A 16,070-nucleotide genomic window follows, 5' to 3' on the forward strand; every position below is an offset into this window, starting at 1 on the left:
ACCGCCAGGTTCTGACAGTACCCCTCGTAGCGGTCCAACGAGTTCATGCCCCGGCGACACGGACGCAGGACACCACGCCCTCAAACGCAAGCAGCCGCATCACAGCCCAACCGGGCTAGACCAACATGCAGTGCGTCTGACAGCCACGAACGGCAAAATTCGGGAGTACCGTTCCTAAATTTGACCGACAGCGTGAGCCATGAGAGGCTTCTTCCAAAAGAGGAGCGTTGCCATGTACATTCCGCGCGAGGTCGAGGACACCGTTGACTCAATACTGTCTCAGGGCAAGGTGCTCCTTGTGACGGGAGCTCGTCAAGTGGGTAAGACCACCATGCTAAAGAGGCACCTCAGCCCTGCATTCGACTACGTCTCTCTTGAGAACCCCCTGGACTACGTCACAGCCAGAACCGACGCGCTCCTGTTCTTCCAGAGCCACGACATACCCCTCCTCATCGACGAGGTGCAACGCGTCCCCGAGCTGTTCAGCACCGTCAAGTTCATCGTGGATCAGTCCGACGCGCGTGGACAGATCGTCCTAACGGGCTCACAGACATACCAACTCATGCAAGGCGTCAGCGACTCCCTGGCTGGCCGTATCAGAATCATCGAAATGGGCGGCTTCTCCCTGAGGGAGCTGGTCGGCTCCACCGGGAAGGGAGCCTACGTACCAACCAGACTCAAGCAGTCAGAGGTGCGAGCCGTCCCCGACGGCTTCGACCTCTGGACCCACATCCATCGCGGCTCCATGCCCGAGCTGCAGGACGCCTCCCAAGACTGGGACACCTTCTACGCAGACTATGTCAGGACCTACCTCGAACGCGACGTCCGCGACCTCGTCAACGTCAGTGATGAGATGAAGTTCTACAACTTCATGGTCGCCTGTGCGGCGCGCTCCGGACAGCTGTTCAATGCCTCCGCCGTCGCCGGAGTGGCCGAGGTAGACCGTAAGACCGTCAAGGCATGGCTGTCCGTGCTCCAGGCGTCGGGCATTGTCCGTATCTTGCGGCCGTTCTGGTCCAACGTCGACAAGCGGCTCACCAAGACCCCGAAGCTGTATTTCATGGACACGGGCCTGGTCTGTCATCTCACGCGTTGGACGACGCCGGACGCGTTGCGCAACGGCGCCGCGGCCGGACACGTCTTCGAGACATTCGTCGTATCCGAGGTGCTGAAGAGCTACATGAACGCCGGGGCGAATCTCCATGATGTGTGGTTCTACCGTGACCAGAAGAAACGCGAGATCGACTTGGTGATCCAGCAAGGGCATGTCCTGCACCCCGTGGAGGTCAAGCTGGGCGTGCAGATCGGCGCAGAAGCTACCAAGAGCTTCTCGCGTCTTGAGCGTATTACGGGCTATGAGTTCGGCTTCGGGCACGTTATCTGCCAGACGAGGGAGCCCTACCCCATTACGCGCGACATACAGGCGGTACCCGTCTGGGCGATCTAGCGGTTGTGGCCCGTCGCCATTCACGGCCCCCTAGAAGTCAGTCGTGCGATTAGTAATCACCGGCGGCGCGTCGTCGGGGTGGCCGCTACGCGATCACGCCAGCGCCGCGCTGTCAGTTGCGCAGACATGCCAGGGGGATGACGAAGACGCCGTCATCTCGGCGGTAAGCGGTGGATCCAGCGGTGATCACCGCAAGGAAGGACGGCTCGCCCATTCGGTCCAAGTCCACACGGTCCCGCAGGCGACGCAGGTGGGCAGCAGCATCGTCAAGCTGCGCGGAACCGAGTTTCACCTCGACCGGCGCCCACCGTCCGTCAGCGAGGACCACGACGGCGTCCGCCTCTAGGCCGGTCTTGTCACGGTAGTGGAAGAGCGTCCCGTCGTTGGCTTCGGCGTAGACCCTTAGGTCGCGCACGCACAGCGATTCGAACTGCAGTCCGAAGGTCTCGAAGTCACGCAACAGGTCAGCCGGAGTCCAGCGCATGACGGCAGCACCGATCGACGGGTCCACGAAGTGACGGGTCGGGCTGGTTCTGATCGCGGTCTTCGAACGCAGCGCAGGGTTCCATGCGGGCAGATCCTCGATCACGTAGGCGCGCGCCAACGCGTCGAGGTAGTCGCTTACCGTGTTGGGTGCCATGGAGGCTTCATCAACCGCTAGGTCGGCCGCGATCGTGGCCTGTGAGGCCTGAGTGGAGACGTGGCGCGCATAGGCGCGCATGAGCACACGCATGCGGGTGGCGTTCCGGGCCACCCCGTCCATGCGGGCTACGTCGGAGTCGACCAGGCCCTCAACGTAGTTCCTTGCCAGGCGTCCGACCGGCGCCGCTGCGCCTGCGGTGACGGCGGCAGGCCAGCCGCCGCGGCAGAGCACCCTTGCCATGTCTTCCACGTCAAGCGTGGCGACACCGGCGATCTCCGTTTCTCCGTCAAAAAGCGCCTTTAGAGACACCTGCCCAGCGGACTCCTCCGACTCGAACAGCGTCATGGTCCGCATGACCAGGGAGGCAATCCTCCCAACGCCGGAATGCATGCCCTGTACAGTCGGCGTGGATGAGCCGGTGAGTATGAACTGCCCCGGCTCGCCGCGACGGTCGACGGCGAAGCGGATCGCGTCCCACAGCTGCGGCGCCATCTGCCACTCGTCTATGAGTCGCGGCGTTTTTCCTTCCAGCAGCGCGGAGGGCTTTGCATCCGCGAGCGCGAGGTAGGACCGGCTGTGGTCAGGATCCTGGAGGTAGATGACGCTGCCGGCCTGTTGTAAGGAGGTAGCGGTTTTACCGCACCACTTCGGCCCCCTGACCTGCACCGCACCGCTGATCGCCAGGGCCTCGCCAAGCAGGTCGTCTGCGAGTCGTGGCAGATAGCGCATGGCTCGTTCCTCCAGCTTCCGAATCCCGCACCCTTCCGCCGCCAGCCTACCCGACTGCGCGACTTGGACCGGATCCGTTGCGTCAGTTGGACCGGATCTGTTGCGTCAGTTGGACCGGATCTGTTGCGTCAGTTGGCCCCGATCCGGCTCTTCCGGTTCGAGAATGCGGCGGGCGGGTGAGGCCGATGATGTTCAGAATTGACATCGACGGCGTTTCTGCCGAGTCTAGATTTTTTCTGCCTCCTCCCTGGGGTGCGCCTCAGCAGGCCCTGGCGAACGAGCCTGCCGCCGCCACCGCACCCCCAAATACGCAATTTCACGCCAAATCACTTCTGCCAGCGCCGCAGGTGCCGTGTTGCTCGTCCTTTGGGATAGGCATGCCGCAGCTCTGGCAGTGGGGTCCGGGCGGCGCCTCGAGCAGACGCGTTACCGGCACGTCCAGCGCGGCGGCCAGCAGTTTGCACATGTCGATACCAGGGGTGGTGGCGCCGGTCTCCCAGCGCGAGACCGCCTGCCGGGTGACTATGACCCGCTGTGCCAGTTCGTCCTGCGTCTATTCCCGCTCCACTCGGACCTCGGCGATGTCTTCTCCGATTGCCATATCGGCCTCCTCTTTCACGGCTTCCCAGCGCTGCCGCCACCTAAGAACAGCACAGGCGCCCCGTCCCGTCGAGCAACGGGTTGTTGCATCGCCACCCCATAGCCGATCACGGGCACAAGGCCTTCAGGGGAAAGGTGAGGACGCCGTCGGGTAGCTTCATGGTGGGCCCGTCCGCAGTCACGACGGCGGTGAAGACCGGTGCGGGCGTACGTCGAGTGTCAATATCCGCCACGAACGCGGCCAGGGAGTCCTGGGCCTTCGCTATCTGTCGCTGCCCCAATTTGACCTCAAACGCAGCCCAGCGCCCGTCATCGAACTCGACGACGGCGTCGGCCTCCTTTCCCGACTTGTCCCGGTAGTGGTATACACGCCCACCCCGCAACTCAGCGAAGGTACGCAGATGTTGCACAACCTGGGACTCGAACCACAACCCGGCGGTCTCCAGGTCTTGCATCAGGCGCTCTGCCGAGGTCCCGGTGATGGCTGCAGCCAGGGCGGGATCCACGAAATGGAGTTTTGATGAGGTGCGCACCGCGTAGCGCGAGCGCAGGTGCGGAGCCCACGCGGGCTGCTCTTCGACAATGAAGAGCCGCCTAAGGGCGTTGACATAGCTCGCGGCGGTCTCTGCGCTGAGCGCCTGAGTCGTCACGTCCCTCGCGATGGTGGTGAACGACGCCTCGGTGGCAATATGGCGCGCCAGAGAGCGCAAAAGCGCACGTAACCTGATCGGATCGCGACGCGGCTCCCCATCGAGCCGCCCCATGTCGATGTTGACGACATCCTCCGCATAGTCGCGCAGATGCCGCTGCGCCTGCGCAGTGGTGGCATCGACGTCGCCCGGCCAGCCGCCGTGGACCAGTGCGTCCAGCGCCTCTCGGACGCTCGTGCCGGAGTCAAGCGCAGGCGCCGGCGCCTCGCCGTCGAATAGTGCCGCCAACGAGACCTTCCCTGTACCCAGGCCCCGCTCGAACAGGGTCATCGGCCGCAGGCGCACCCTGGAGATCCGGTGGGCCCCAGAATGCCGCGTAGCATCCTCGGCGGGAACCGAGGAACCGGTGAGTATGAACTGTCCAGGCCGTTGCCTGGAGTCGACCTCCCGCCGTACCGCATTCCACAGGTCCGGCGCCAGCTGCCACTCGTCTATCAGTCTGGGAGTATCACCCTCCAGCAGCAACGCAGGATCGAGGTCGAGCGCGGCGCGAATCTGCGGCAGACCCGAATCCAGGGCGACCTCGGATGCCGCATGCTGCCGTCCGGTCATGGTCTTGCCGCAGGCGCGCACGCCTTCAATGAGAAGCCCGCCCGAATAGCCCAGGATCTCGCTAATGAGTGCGTCAACGACGCGAGGACGGTAGCTCGTATCGGTCATCGACTGCCTTCCTCAATCCACCGCAAGACCAACCCCAACCCGAGAGTCGACATCATTTTAACCGGGCAGTTGGCGCCGTTACAACCGGATAGTTGGCGCCGTTACAACCGGGCAGTCGGCGCTATCGCAAGCCTCAACCGGCCGCACCAGGCCGCTAACGATGAACGCCATCGCTCAGGGCACGAGCCCCGTCCATCACCAGGCCGACGCCGATCTCCACCATCCGCCGAGGCGCGACCGCATCCTCGAAGGAGTAGGCGCCCGGGATTGGGGCGACCGCCTCCTGGCCGACGACGGCATAGTCGGCTGGATGCCGCCGTACCGGCAAGGGGCGTTCTCGGTCCTACCGCGGGCCAGCGGGCGCGTCTTGGAGATCGCACACCATCAGCCATTCGGTCTCGTCGACGCCGTCACCCACGATGCGGAAGCCCATTCGCTCATACAGGCGCACGGCCCGGTTGGCCTTGGCGACTCCGAGGGAGGCGCGCGCGTAGCCGTCCTCCCGCAGCTCCTGGAGCATGCGGCGCAGCAGGCGCGTGCCAATACCCCGGCCCCGATACTCCCGGTACAGGGAGATCGAGAAGGCCGGTGTGGAGGCGTCCAGGTGGCCGTATCCCTCTGTGGTGCGTACCCAGCAGGCGCCCACCACCCGGCCGTTCACTTCCGCAACCAGTGCCCGATCATCCGGAAGCGTTCCGAAGCCCTCGAAGTGGGCGCGGCACTTGGGGTCCTCGTAGATCACGCTGCGCGGCACCTGCCCGGTGAAGTCCTCGGGCACGTAAACGGCCTCCAGCAGGAAGTCCTCCAACAGGGGCGTCTCCTCGGGCCGCAGCGGCCGAATCGCGACGGCATCGTCTTCGATGATCACCATGGGCACCATGGTAAGCAAAACCCGGTTTCTGCGGCTGGCCGGACGCTCAGCCGGTGTAGGGGATGCGGAAGTAGTCGAGGTGCCGTTTGAAGCGGTCCTGCGCGCCACGGCAGGTCTCCAACAGGAATCCGGGCTGCGAATCCCACTCGCGCAGGCCCCGGTAGTAGGAGGCTTTCATATCGTCGGTGATGACGAAGGGCACGACGCCACTTGCCAAACACTCACCCAGCATGATCAGCCTCCCGACCCGGCCGTTGCCGTCCTGGAAGGGGTGGATGCGCTCGAAGCGCACGTGCATGTCAATGATCTCCTCCAGGGTGTGGCGCCGAGCCGGACGATAGCGGGCCAGGAGCGCACCCATCGCCTCAGGCACGTCCTCGGGCGGCGTCGTCGGCATCCCGGAGACCTCGTTGGGCACGCGCTTGTAGTCGCCGACGGCGAACCATTCCTTGGCGGCTCGCCGGTCGCCGCCTTGAGAATGCGATGCAGACGCTTAAGCGCGCCCTCGGTGAGCGGCTCACCCACATGGTCGATTACGGCGTCGATGGCGCGGAAGTGGTTGGAGGTCTCGACGACGTCGTCCACGCGCACCGGCCCCTCGGAGGCGTCTAGCGTTCGGGTTTCGAAGATGAGACGGGTCTGCTCCTCGGAGAGCCGACTGCCCTCAATCCGGTTCGAGGAGTAGGTGAGGTCGATCTGGAGGCGGTGGTAGATCCCGCCCTTAATCCTCTCCGCCTTCTCCGCTCGCAGCCGGGCCAGTAGCGGTGATCCGGGCACGTTGACGCCTTCCGGGGCATCATTCAGCAAGGGCGTCGTCGCCGCGGGTGATGGCCGCGTCACCGGCGCATCGTCATCAATCGTCATCGGACACGATTGTAGGGGCCGGCGCCGTCTATTCGGCGGCCCAGGTTCCATGCCACATTCCCAACCGGCTGCAGCATGCTGCACTTGTTTGGGGTAGCCCGTCGCGCGCCCCTCGCTCTACCTGCCTATTCCCACTCGATGGTGCCGATGGGCTTGGGGGTCAGGTCGTAGGCCACCCGGCACACGCCGGGGACCTCCGCCAGGATGCGGGTGGTGATCCGCCGCAGCAGCGGCCAGTCGAGTTCGGGCACCTCGGCGGTCATGGCGTCGACCGTGTTGACGCAGCGGATGATGACGGGCCAGTCGAAGGCGCGCCTGCCGTCGCGCACGCCGGTGGCGCGCATATCCGGTACCACGCAGAAGTACTGCCAAATGTCCTGGCCGGCGGCCTCGATCTCCTCGCGGACGACGGCGTCGGCCTCGCGCAGTGCCTCCAGGCGGTCGCGGGTGATCGCCCCCAGGCAGCGCACCCCCAGTCCCGGGCCGGGGAAGGGCTGGCGCTCCACCATGGACTCCGGCAGGCCGAGCCGGCGGCCGACCACGCGCACCTCATCCTTGTACAGGAGCTTGACGGGCTCGACGAGCTCGAAGTCCATGTCCTCGGGCAGGCCGCCGACGTTGTGGTGGGCCTTCACGCCGTCGGCGGACTCGAGAATGTCTGGGTAGATGGTGCCCTGCCCCAAGAAGCCGACGCCCTCAAGCCCCGCGGCCTGCTCGGCGAACACATTGATGAACTCGGCGCCGATGAGCTTGCGCTTGGCCTCGGGCTCGGCCACGCCCGCCAGCAGGTTCAGGAACCGGTCCGTGGCGTCGACGTAGACGAGGTTGGCGCTCAGTCCGTCCCGGAAAACCTCGATCACCTGCTCGGACTCACCCTTGCGCATCAGCCCGTGGTTGACGTGGACGCTGATCAGCTGCTTGCCGATCGCCTTGATGAGCAGGGCAGCGACGACGGAGGAGTCGACGCCGCCGGAAAGGGCCAGCAGCACCTTGCCGTCACCGACCTGCGCGCGCACGGCCTCGACGGCCTCGGCGATGAAGGCGTCCGCCAGCTCAGGGGTGGTGATGCGCTCCATGTTGGCGGGGCGCTGGTTGGAGGTGAAGTCCACGGCCGTCTCCTTCATCGTCGCGTGCGCGGGTTCGCGCCCGACTCTACTGCCGTCCCCGCGATGGCGCGGAAGAGGCCGTGCGCTCCATGGAGCCCGCCCCAACCGTCGTCGACAATGATTGCGGGCGGCGTCGTCGGCATCTCTGATCTCATCGTGCCCGATCTCAAGCGGTTCGGCTGCTTTCAGGAGCCCGAAGTCCCGTCGATCGCAGCTGGGACGATGCGAACCTCGTACTCATGCATTGATGAGCTCATCCCTCAACTGGGACCACGCTGCAGCCGCCTCGACCCCCTCACCGTTCCTCGCTTCGAGCAGGCTCCTCATGAACGCCTCGCGCAGCTGCTCGTCGGTCATCGCGCTGACATCAACCGACCTCGGCGCCTCTGGTAGCGCGCCCCTGAAGGGGCTGCCCCCGTGAGAGAAACCTGCCGGAGAAACATGTCGACGGTGGTGGACGTGGATATGCCCAGCCGCGCAAGGACGGACTCCGCGGACCGCTTGACCTCGGGGTCGACTCGCAGATTAAGCGTCGCAGACTTCTGCACAGCAATCACCTCGCCGCTTGGGTAACGCATATGTGTATACATTTACAACACGCGTTCCCCGCAGAGGGTGAGCCACCCAGGCCACTTGGGTGGCTCACGCACAAACATGCGCAGCGCGTGCCGGACGCCGACCCGCTAGCCAGCAGGTCATAGCTGACCGCCGTACCGCGTCTCGATGGGTAGGAACCCAAGATGTCAAAATCGATGACAAACGCGCCCAGGGGCGTCGGCGGCAGCGAACAAAACGGGCTCTTCGCGTTTAGGGGTGTAGTAGCTGTTGTCTGAAGCCTCCGGCGTGGATGAGGCTGCGGATGGTGTAGTTGGTCAGATTCCTGAAGCCCAGGGCGATGCCGCGTAGGTGCTCCAGGCGGCCGTTGACTGCTTCAGTGGGTCCGTTGGATGTGCCGCGGTGGTCGAAGTAGGCGAGTATGTCTTCGCGCCGCTGGGCCAGGGTCTTGCCCAGCGACTTCAGCTCTTCGAGGGCGTCAGGCACGCCGGTGGTGAGGGTCTGCATCACTTTCTCCATCAGGGTCTTGCCCTGGGCGGGGGCCTTGGCGCGGTAGGCGGCCATGATCTTCTGATACACGCCCCACATGATCTCTACCGGAGTGTTGTGGGGGTCGGCGAACAGTTGTTCGAGACGCTCCCAGCCCTTGTCGCTCACCAGGCCCGCCCCGGTGCGCAGCAGCCTGCGGGCCTTGTACAGGGGGTCGTCCTTACGGCCCCGCCGCCCGGTGGTCTCGCGCTGGGTGCGGCGGCGGCACTCATCCAGCTTGTCCCCGGCCAGCGCGACCACGTGGAAGGGGTCCATGACCTCCGTCGCGCCGGGTAGGGCCTCGGCGGCGGCGGTCTTGAAGCCCGCGAACCCATCCATCGAGACCACCTCGATCCGGCTGCGCCAGTCCTCGTCGCGTTCCTGGAGCCATTGCTTGAAGGCCTGCTTGGAGCGGCCTTCGATCATGTCCAGCAGGCGGGAGGGGCCGGTACGGTCGCGCACGGGTGTAAGGTCGATGATGACGGTGACGTACTTGTCGCCCTTGCGGGTGTGCCGCCAAACATGCTCATCCACCCCGATGACCTCCACACCCTTCAGACGTCCAGGATCATTGATCAAGCGGTCCTTGGCCCGCTCAAGGACGGCCTCATTGGCGGTGTGCCAGGACACCCCCAGAGCTGCCGCCACACGCGAGATGGACATGAACTCCACCCCCACGGCCCGGATCGCCCACTCCTTGGCCGCCAAGGTCAGCCTCGCCCGCTTGGCGGCCGCACGAGACGCGTCCTGCCTCCACACACGCCCACAGCCCTGGCAGCGCCACCGGCGCAGCCGCACCAGCAAGTGGGTTGGGCGCCAGCCCACCGGAACATGCGCCAGCCGCCTCGCGACGGTCCCCACCGGGGCGCCCTGGGCCCCGCAGACCCGGCAGAACGCATCCTCCTCGCAGACCTGCAGCCGACACTCCACCAGTGCACCGCCGCCATCTATGCGCATGCCGGTGACAGTCAGTCCCAGCGCGTCCAGGCCCAGGAAACTAGCAAAATCAGGGGCAGCAAAGGTAGTCTCGGCCATGTCGAGGTCTCCGTGATCGGTGGTGTTCAGCAACCACCAATCATCGGGGACCTCGACCCCTACCCGCCCCTGCGACACGCGCACCCACGACTACCCCACCACCACACCCTCAAACACGAAGAGCCACAAACGTTGGAATCATGCGGGTACCGGGTCCGCTCTCGCTGGCATCGGGAGTGTTTGTCATTGATATTGCCACTTCCACCCCTGACACACAGCCCCACGCGTAAGCTCCCACGCCCAGACCGGAAGAATCTCTTCAGCTTGATGCCTGCAACCCTAGGACGGCGATGAGCTGCCGCGAGACCTCTGCCATGTCATCTTTGTCCAGGATACCAACTCGCTTTCCGAGAAGTTGTTTGTCCACAGTGACGATCTTCTCGGTCATCACGTAGCTCGGTTTCGCAAGCCCGTTACCTTCACTCGGGTCGATAGGGACCCTCGTGGGGATGTCGCGCGAGTCGAAGCTCGTGAATAGGCACAGGACAACCGATCCGAAGCCTGTCAGTTCATCGCTCTGCACGACAACTACCGATCGCGCCTTGCTCGCATAGGCGTCGTTCCGCAGCGTCCAAACCTCACCGCGCCTCATTGATCGCCCTCAGGGACAGGTCCGTCGCAAACCTGGTGGCGTCCTCCTCGGTGGCGAACGGCTCGACGTCCTCCGAGAGGCGCACGTCGTAAGGGAAGCCACGGTGACTGTTGAAGGCGGTCACGAACATGCGCAGCGCGTCCGCCGGGGTGGTGCCGAGCTTCCTCGTGGTCTCCTTGAAGAGCTCCGCCTGCTCCGCGTCAACCCTCGTGGCTATCTGTCTCATTGCCATGACATGCCGCCTTCCTTCAAGACACATCATATCAACGAAACGGTGCAGAATATACCTTCACGCTAGCTAGCCCTGGCTGCCAGGTAGACCTCGCCGCTACTCCCACTCGATGGTGCCCGGGGGCTTGCTGGTCACGTCCAGCACCACACGGTTGACCTCCGGGACGGCGTTGGTGATGCGCGTGGAGATGCGAGCCAACACCTCATAGGGCAGCCGCGCCCAGTCCGCCGTCATGGCGTCCTCACTACTCACCGGCCGCAGCACCACCGGGTGCCCATAGGTGCGCCCGTCACCCTGCACTCCCACCGAGCGCACATCGGCCAACAGCACCACCGGGCACTGCCAGATCTCCCCATCCAGCCCCGCCGCCGTCAGCTCCTCACGGGCGATCGCGTCCGCCGCCCGCAGGATGCGCAGGTTCTCCGCCGTCACCTCGCCGATGACGCGAATACCGAGCCCCGGCCCGGGGAAGGGCTGGCGGGCCACGATCCCCTCGGGCACACCCAGCTCCCGGCCGATGGCGCGCACCTCGTCCTTGAACAGGGCGCGCAGCGGCTCGATCAGCTCGAAGTCCAGGTCGTCGGGCAGGCCGCCCACGTTGTGGTGGCTCTTGATATTGGCGGCGCCCTCGCCGCCGCCGGACTCGACCACGTCCGGGTACAGCGTGCCCTGCACCAGGAACTTGATCTCCCCGCCGGCGGCGCCCACCTCCGCGATCACGCGCCGCTGGGCGGCCTCGAAGGAGCGGATGAACTCCCGGCCGATGATTTTGCGCTTGGCCTCCGGCTCACTCACGCCCGCAAGCGCGGTCAGGAAGCGTTCGGACTCGTCCACGGTGATCACGCGGATGCCCATGCCCCGGGCGTAGTCGCGCTCCACCTGCTCGCGCTCGCCGGCGCGCAGCAGGCCGTGGTCCACGAAAATGCAGGTCAGCTGATCCCCGATGGCCCGGTGCACCAGGGCCGCGGCCACCGAGGAGTCGACGCCGCCGGACAGGCCGCAGATGACGTGGGCGTCGCCCACGCGCTCCCGGATGGCCTCGACCTGCTCGTCGATGATGTTGTCCGGCGTCCAGGTGGCGAGAATGCCGGCGCCGTCGCGGAGGAAGTTCTCCAGTGCCCGCTGCCCGGACTGCGAGTGCAGCACCTCCGGGTGCCACTGCAGCCCGTACAGGTGCCGGGCGGGATCCTCGAAGGCGGCCACGGGCGTCTGTGAGGTGGAGGCGGTGACGGTGAAGCCATCCGGGGCGGCCTGCACGGCGTCGCCGTGGCTCATCCACACCGCCTGCCGGGCGGGGGTGCCGGAGAACAGGCAGGAGTCGGGGTCGACGTCGGCCTCGGTGTGCCCGTACTCGCGGGTACCGGTGCGCCCGACAGTGCCGCCGAGGGCCTGGGCCATGGTCTGGAAGCCGTAGCAAATGCCCAGCACGGGCACGCCCGCCTCGAACAGGGCGGGATCGACCCCGGGGGCGCCGTCGGCGTACACGGAGGCGGGCCCGCCGGACAGGATGATGGCGGCCGGCCGCTTGGCGAGCATGTCGACAGCCGACATGGTGTACGGCACGATCTCGGAGTACACGCTCGCCTCGCGCACGCGGCGGGCGATCAACTGGGCGTACTGGGCGCCGAAGTCCACCACCAGGACGGGACCGGTTCGGCCCTCCTCATCCCCGGTGGCGCCATGGGGAATTGTCGTCACCGGCACAGGATAGCGGGCTGCGGTCGTGTGCCAACGACGGCGCATGCCCGCCGCCCCTATTGGCAGCACGCCTCCCTGCCGGGCCCGTCCTCATATCAGCAGATAGGCGGCAGACAGGGCCGTGAGCACCGTGACCAGCGGGTCGAAGACCTTGTTGTCCATGTGCCCTGCCAGCCAGCGCCCTCCCAGTGCCGCAGCCACCACAACCGGCACCAGCACCAAATCCATCCACAGCGTATCGGGCCGGATAATGCCCAAGCCGATGGAGAAGGGCAGCTTAACCAGGTTGACGATGCAGTAGAACCAGGCGGTTGTCCCCAGGAAGGTGGCCACGGAGAACCGGGAGGCCAGGAAGTACATGCTGGTCACCGGCCCGCCGGCATTGGCAGCCATGGTGGTGAAGCCGGCCAGCGTGCCGTAGACGGCGCGACCCACCCGGCCCTGAATCTGCGGCGGATGTGGCAGGCGCATGAGCAGCAGCGTGATGGCGATCAGGGCGATCAGCAGCACGCCGATGAACCGCTTGGTGACCTCGTCGGAGGCCACGCGCAAGAAGAGCGCGCCCAGAACCACGCCCGCGAGCACCCCGGGGACGAGCCGGCGCAGCGTGCCCCAGTCGGCGTCGCGGCGATACATGCTGATTGCCAGCGCGTCCCCCACCAGGAGCAGCACAAGCATGGTGCCGGTGGACTCCTTGGCGGGCAAAACGGTGGCGAACAGGGCCACGGCAAGGGTGGCCGCACCGGGCAGGGCGGTTTTGGCCAGGCCGATGGCGGCGGCGGCGACGATGAGAACCAGCCAGGTCGGGGTGGACAGCATTGTCTGCACAAAGCCATCTTAAGGCCTGCACCTCCGCCGGAGGTCGCCTTTGGACCACCCCTCCAGCTCGGCGCTTGACAGGACAAATGATCACCGAATACGCTGCTGTCACGTCACCGCCGACACGTGTTATCGCGCCAATCACCTTGAATACTCGCCACTTTACGACCACGGTGGTCGGCGAAGGAGTCACCCATGAGCACCAAACGCCAAATCGGAGTCGGAGTCATCTCCCTGGGCTGGATGGGCCGCCTGCACGCCCGCAGCTACCGCTCCCTGTCCGAGCGCTTCCCCGAACTGGGAGTCGAGGCCCGCCTCGTGGCCGCCGCCGACCCGATCGAGGAGACGCAGCGGGCCGCCGTGGAGGACCTGGGCTTCGAGCGCGCCTACTCCGACTACCGCGAGCTGCTGGCCGACCCGGAGGTCGAGGTCGTCTCCATCGCCTCTCCGAACTACCTGCATCAGGAGATTGCTCTGGCCGCCGCGGCGGCCGGCAAGCCGTTCTGGATCGAGAAGCCCATGGGCACCTCGGCCGAGCAGTCCAAGACCATCGCCCGCGCCGCCGAGGCCGCCGAACTGGTTACCGCCGTCGGCTTCAACTACCGGCACGTGCCGGCGATTGAGTACATGCGTGAGCTTATCCGCTCCGGGAAGCTTGGCCGCATCACCAACGCCCGTGTCTGGTTCATCGCCGACTACAACTCCTCGCCCCGCAGCCCCCTGACCTGGCGCGCCTCCCGAGACAAGGCCGGGGCCGGCGTCGTCCCGGATCTGATGAGCCACGGGGCGGACCTGGCCCAGTACCTGATCGGCCGCATCGCCTCGGTGACCGCCCTGACCGACACTTTCATCAAGGAGCGCCCCATCCCCACCAAGATGGGCATCGGCCACTCCGGATTCGAAATCGGCGACGAGGTCGGCGAGGTTGAGAACGAAGACTACGTGGGCATGCTCGCCCGCTTCGAGTCCGGCGCCGTCGCCACCATGGAGTCCTCGCGCGTAAGCGTGGGACCGCGCGCCGAGTACGTGGTGGAGGTCTACGGTACGCAGGGCTCGGCCCGTTGGAACTTCGAACGACTCAACGAGCTTGAGGTCTGCCTGGACGTCGACGGCGGCCCCACCCACGGCTACCGCCGCGCCATGGCCGGCCCCGCCTGGGGCGAATGGCACCGCTACCAGCCCGCGATTGGCACGTCCATGGGCTTCGATGATCTGAAGTCCATTGAGGCCGCCCAGTTCATCCGCTCCGTCCTGACCGGCGAGCAGCACGCCCCCTCCGCCGCGGACGCCTGGTGCGCCGCCGAGGTTGACGCCGCCGTCGTCGCCTCCGCGGCCGACGGGCAGTGGCACGAGGTCGCCCGCGTTCAGGGCCGCACCACCTTCGATACCTGAACCCGCCAGCTAATCACAGCCAAACAGATCCACACCAACCGCTCCGAAGGAGATCGCTCATGAGCTTCCGCCTCGACCCCGCCACCGCCATTAACGACCCCCACGGCATCACCTGGGGCATGCACCCCATCTCCTGGCGCAACGACGACATCAAGGAGGTCGGCGCCTTCAACACCCTGGAGGACATGCTGCTGGATCTGGCTGACCTGGGCTATCAAGGCACCGAGGTGGCCGGCTGGTTCCCCGCCAAGGAGGTCGCCAAGGAGCGCGCCGAGGCCCGCGGCATTCAGATCGTCGCCCAGTGGTTCTCCTCCTTCATCGTGCGCGACGGCGTGGAGGCCGTCATCCCGGAGTTCACCGCCACCTGCGAGTACCTGCAGTTCCTGGGCGCCACGCGCGTGGTCGTCTCCGAGCAGACCGGCTCCGTGCAGGGCAAGCGCGACGTATGCATCTTCACCGACAAGCCGGTGCTCACCGATGAGCAGTGGCCGGTGCTGGCCGCGGGCCTGAACCGTCTTGGCGAGATCGCCAAAGAGCACGGGCTCACCCTGGTCTACCACCACCACCTGGGCACCGTGGTGCAGACCAAGGCAGAGACCATCAAGCTCATGGAGCTGACTGACCCGGACAAGGTCTCCCTTCTGTTCGACACCGGCCACGCCTTCGTCGGTGACGGCGACGTCATGGGCCTGCTTCAGGCCACCATCGACCGGGTGGCGCATGTGCACTTCAAGGACGTGCGCCCGGAGAAGCTGGAGGAGTCCAAGCGGCTGGAGCGCTCCTTCCTGGACTCCTTCCTAGCGGGCATGTTCACCGTCCCCGGTGACGGCATGATCGACTTCACCGAGCCCTACAAGTTCCTGATCGACCACGGCTACCGGGACTGGATCCTGGTGGAGGCCGAGCAGGACCCGGCGATCGCCAACCCGCACGAGTACGGGGCCAAGGCCCGCGCCTACATCGAGTCGACGCTGTTTAATGCCTGAATCCACTCCTCGCCGATAGCGGTGTGCCCTCGACGGCGAGGACTACAGGATGCTGCCCGATAACACACAGCTTATCGCAGAGCCATCATCATGATTCACGGATTCTTCACCGACGTCTCCCGCTGGAACCGCAACACCACGGGCTTCACCAGGAATGACGCCCTTCTCATCGCATACTGCGTTGCAGTATGGATCTTTCTGGTGCGGCTCGCCATGGGGCACCTGCTTGACGCAATGACACATTCCCCGTTGCGCATGGCGGCATTGTGGTGCATGGCAGGTTACTCCGCCTGGCTGGCACTGCCCGTCGTTCAGATCTTCACACCCTGGGAGTCAGTGCGACGCCTGTTGCGCACCGCGATCCATGGCGCCTCCATACTGGCCGGCGCCGGCACCCTGGGGTTCCTCGGCGGCGTTTGGTCCATAACGCGAGCGCCTGCGCTCGCCCGGGACTACTTCTGGGAGATCACATTCCCCGCAGGCGCCCTCATCCTACTGGGAATCGTTGGACTGGCATTTTCATCTGCCGCTCTGCGGCACAGCCGCAACAACATCCCTGTGGATCAACCCGCCTCCGGGGAACGCAGCATCGGCTGAGTTCTT

General features: G+C 65.7%; 17 protein-coding genes. 5 read left to right on the forward strand and 12 right to left on the reverse strand.

The window, feature by feature from the left end; genetic code table 11:
* Window positions 1-199 precede the first annotated feature (199 nt).
* Window positions 200-1,447 (forward strand): ATP-binding protein, encoded by a 1,248-nt coding sequence (locus CWT10_RS12580; RefSeq protein WP_233187990.1) that lies wholly within the window; start codon window positions 200-202, stop codon window positions 1,445-1,447.
* 112 nt (window positions 1,448-1,559) lie between these two features.
* On the opposite strand, the gene CWT10_RS12585 is transcribed toward CWT10_RS12580, so the two are convergent.
* From CWT10_RS12585 to CWT10_RS17090, 5 genes are all read right to left on the reverse strand, one after another.
* Window positions 1,560-2,819: an ATP-binding protein gene (locus tag CWT10_RS12585; protein ID WP_103061810.1), complete on the reverse strand. Its 1,260-nt coding sequence runs from the start codon at window positions 2,817-2,819 to the stop codon at window positions 1,560-1,562.
* Window positions 2,820-3,135: 316 nt separating this feature from the next.
* Entirely contained in the window at window positions 3,136-3,360 is a 225-nt protein-coding gene (locus CWT10_RS12590) for a helix-turn-helix transcriptional regulator (protein WP_269843703.1), read from the reverse strand.
* 166 nt (window positions 3,361-3,526) lie between these two features.
* Window positions 3,527-4,789 carry an ATP-binding protein gene (locus CWT10_RS12595; protein WP_103061809.1) on the reverse strand — a complete coding sequence of 421 codons (1,263 nt, stop codon included), beginning with the start codon at window positions 4,787-4,789 and terminating at the stop codon, window positions 3,527-3,529.
* 343 nt (window positions 4,790-5,132) lie between these two features.
* Entirely contained in the window at window positions 5,133-5,660 is a 528-nt protein-coding gene (locus CWT10_RS12600) for a GNAT family N-acetyltransferase (protein ID WP_103061808.1), read from the reverse strand.
* Window positions 5,661-5,706: 46 nt separating this feature from the next.
* Window positions 5,707-6,078, reverse strand: a complete 372-nt coding sequence (locus tag CWT10_RS17090; protein WP_199176297.1) for a Fic family protein — start codon at window positions 6,076-6,078, stop codon at window positions 5,707-5,709.
* Between the two features lie 65 nt (window positions 6,079-6,143).
* Here CWT10_RS17090 and CWT10_RS17700 point away from each other — a divergent pair, with 65 nt between their 5' ends.
* Window positions 6,144-6,272 (forward strand): hypothetical protein, encoded by a 129-nt coding sequence (locus tag CWT10_RS17700; RefSeq protein ID WP_269843702.1) that lies wholly within the window; start codon window positions 6,144-6,146, stop codon window positions 6,270-6,272.
* Between the two features lie 377 nt (window positions 6,273-6,649).
* On the opposite strand, the gene guaA (CWT10_RS12610) is transcribed toward CWT10_RS17700, so the two are convergent.
* The 7 genes from guaA (CWT10_RS12610) to CWT10_RS12640 form a co-directional block, all read right to left on the reverse strand.
* On the reverse strand, window positions 6,650-7,633 hold the full coding sequence (gene guaA, locus CWT10_RS12610) for a glutamine-hydrolyzing GMP synthase (protein ID WP_199176296.1): 984 nt from the start codon (window positions 7,631-7,633) through the stop codon (window positions 6,650-6,652).
* 350 nt (window positions 7,634-7,983) lie between these two features.
* Entirely contained in the window at window positions 7,984-8,220 is a 237-nt protein-coding gene (locus tag CWT10_RS18025) for a type II toxin-antitoxin system RelB/DinJ family antitoxin (RefSeq protein ID WP_103061806.1), read from the reverse strand.
* A 217-nt stretch (window positions 8,221-8,437) separates the two neighbouring features.
* Window positions 8,438-9,748: an ISL3 family transposase gene (locus CWT10_RS12620; protein WP_103062545.1), complete on the reverse strand. Its 1,311-nt coding sequence runs from the start codon at window positions 9,746-9,748 to the stop codon at window positions 8,438-8,440.
* Window positions 9,749-10,007: 259 nt separating this feature from the next.
* Window positions 10,008-10,340 (reverse strand): type II toxin-antitoxin system PemK/MazF family toxin, encoded by a 333-nt coding sequence (locus CWT10_RS12625; RefSeq protein ID WP_103062372.1) that lies wholly within the window; start codon window positions 10,338-10,340, stop codon window positions 10,008-10,010.
* Window positions 10,327-10,572: a type II toxin-antitoxin system RelB/DinJ family antitoxin gene (locus tag CWT10_RS12630; RefSeq protein ID WP_103062371.1), complete on the reverse strand. Its 246-nt coding sequence runs from the start codon at window positions 10,570-10,572 to the stop codon at window positions 10,327-10,329. The genes CWT10_RS12625 and CWT10_RS12630 overlap by 14 nt, the downstream gene beginning before the upstream one ends.
* 96 nt (window positions 10,573-10,668) lie before the next feature.
* The gene (gene guaA, locus CWT10_RS12635; RefSeq protein WP_233188046.1) at window positions 10,669-12,270 is read right to left on the reverse strand and encodes a glutamine-hydrolyzing GMP synthase; all 1,602 of its coding nucleotides are present in this window, start codon (window positions 12,268-12,270) and stop codon (window positions 10,669-10,671) included.
* A 90-nt stretch (window positions 12,271-12,360) separates the two neighbouring features.
* On the reverse strand, window positions 12,361-13,089 hold the full coding sequence (locus CWT10_RS12640; protein ID WP_416171696.1) for a sulfite exporter TauE/SafE family protein: 729 nt from the start codon (window positions 13,087-13,089) through the stop codon (window positions 12,361-12,363).
* Between the two features lie 195 nt (window positions 13,090-13,284).
* Here CWT10_RS12640 and CWT10_RS12645 point away from each other — a divergent pair, with 195 nt between their 5' ends.
* The 3 genes from CWT10_RS12645 (at window position 13,285) to CWT10_RS12655 (ending at window position 16,064) form a co-directional block, all read left to right on the forward strand.
* The gene (locus tag CWT10_RS12645; protein ID WP_103062368.1) at window positions 13,285-14,481 is read left to right on the forward strand and encodes a Gfo/Idh/MocA family protein; all 1,197 of its coding nucleotides are present in this window, start codon (window positions 13,285-13,287) and stop codon (window positions 14,479-14,481) included.
* 59 nt (window positions 14,482-14,540) lie between these two features.
* Complete coding sequence (iolE, locus tag CWT10_RS12650) at window positions 14,541-15,467, forward strand: myo-inosose-2 dehydratase (RefSeq protein WP_103062367.1); 927 nt, start codon at window positions 14,541-14,543, stop codon at window positions 15,465-15,467.
* Between the two features lie 90 nt (window positions 15,468-15,557).
* Entirely contained in the window at window positions 15,558-16,064 is a 507-nt protein-coding gene (locus CWT10_RS12655; protein WP_103062366.1) for a pre-mRNA-splicing factor, read from the forward strand.
* Window positions 16,065-16,070 lie beyond the last annotated feature (6 nt).

The sequence above is a fragment of the Actinomyces qiguomingii genome (assembly GCF_004102025.1).
GTDB classification, from domain to species: Bacteria; Actinomycetota; Actinomycetes; order Actinomycetales; family Actinomycetaceae; genus Actinomyces; species Actinomyces qiguomingii.

Coding starts and splice junctions, on each gene's coding strand:
- CWT10_RS12580 (WP_233187990.1), top strand. CDS start 200: ATGAGAGGCTTCTTCCAAAAGAGGAGCGTTGCCATGTACATTCCGCGC.
- CWT10_RS12585 (WP_103061810.1), bottom strand. CDS start 2,819: ATGCGCTATCTGCCACGACTCGCAGACGACCTGCTTGGCGAGGCCCTG.
- CWT10_RS12595 (WP_103061809.1), bottom strand. CDS start 4,789: ATGACCGATACGAGCTACCGTCCTCGCGTCGTTGACGCACTCATTAGC.
- CWT10_RS12600 (WP_103061808.1), bottom strand. CDS start 5,660: ATGGTGATCATCGAAGACGATGCCGTCGCGATTCGGCCGCTGCGGCCC.
- CWT10_RS17700 (WP_269843702.1), top strand. CDS start 6,144: ATGCAGACGCTTAAGCGCGCCCTCGGTGAGCGGCTCACCCACATGGTC.
- CWT10_RS18025 (WP_103061806.1), bottom strand. CDS start 8,220: ATGTATACACATATGCGTTACCCAAGCGGCGAGGTGATTGCTGTGCAG.
- CWT10_RS12620 (WP_103062545.1), bottom strand. CDS start 9,748: ATGGCCGAGACTACCTTTGCTGCCCCTGATTTTGCTAGTTTCCTGGGC.
- CWT10_RS12625 (WP_103062372.1), bottom strand. CDS start 10,340: ATGAGGCGCGGTGAGGTTTGGACGCTGCGGAACGACGCCTATGCGAGC.
- CWT10_RS12630 (WP_103062371.1), bottom strand. CDS start 10,572: ATGGCAATGAGACAGATAGCCACGAGGGTTGACGCGGAGCAGGCGGAG.
- CWT10_RS12640 (WP_416171696.1), bottom strand. CDS start 13,089: ATGCTGTCCACCCCGACCTGGCTGGTTCTCATCGTCGCCGCCGCCGCC.
- CWT10_RS12645 (WP_103062368.1), top strand. CDS start 13,285: ATGAGCACCAAACGCCAAATCGGAGTCGGAGTCATCTCCCTGGGCTGG.
- iolE (WP_103062367.1), top strand. CDS start 14,541: ATGAGCTTCCGCCTCGACCCCGCCACCGCCATTAACGACCCCCACGGC.
- CWT10_RS12655 (WP_103062366.1), top strand. CDS start 15,558: ATGATTCACGGATTCTTCACCGACGTCTCCCGCTGGAACCGCAACACC.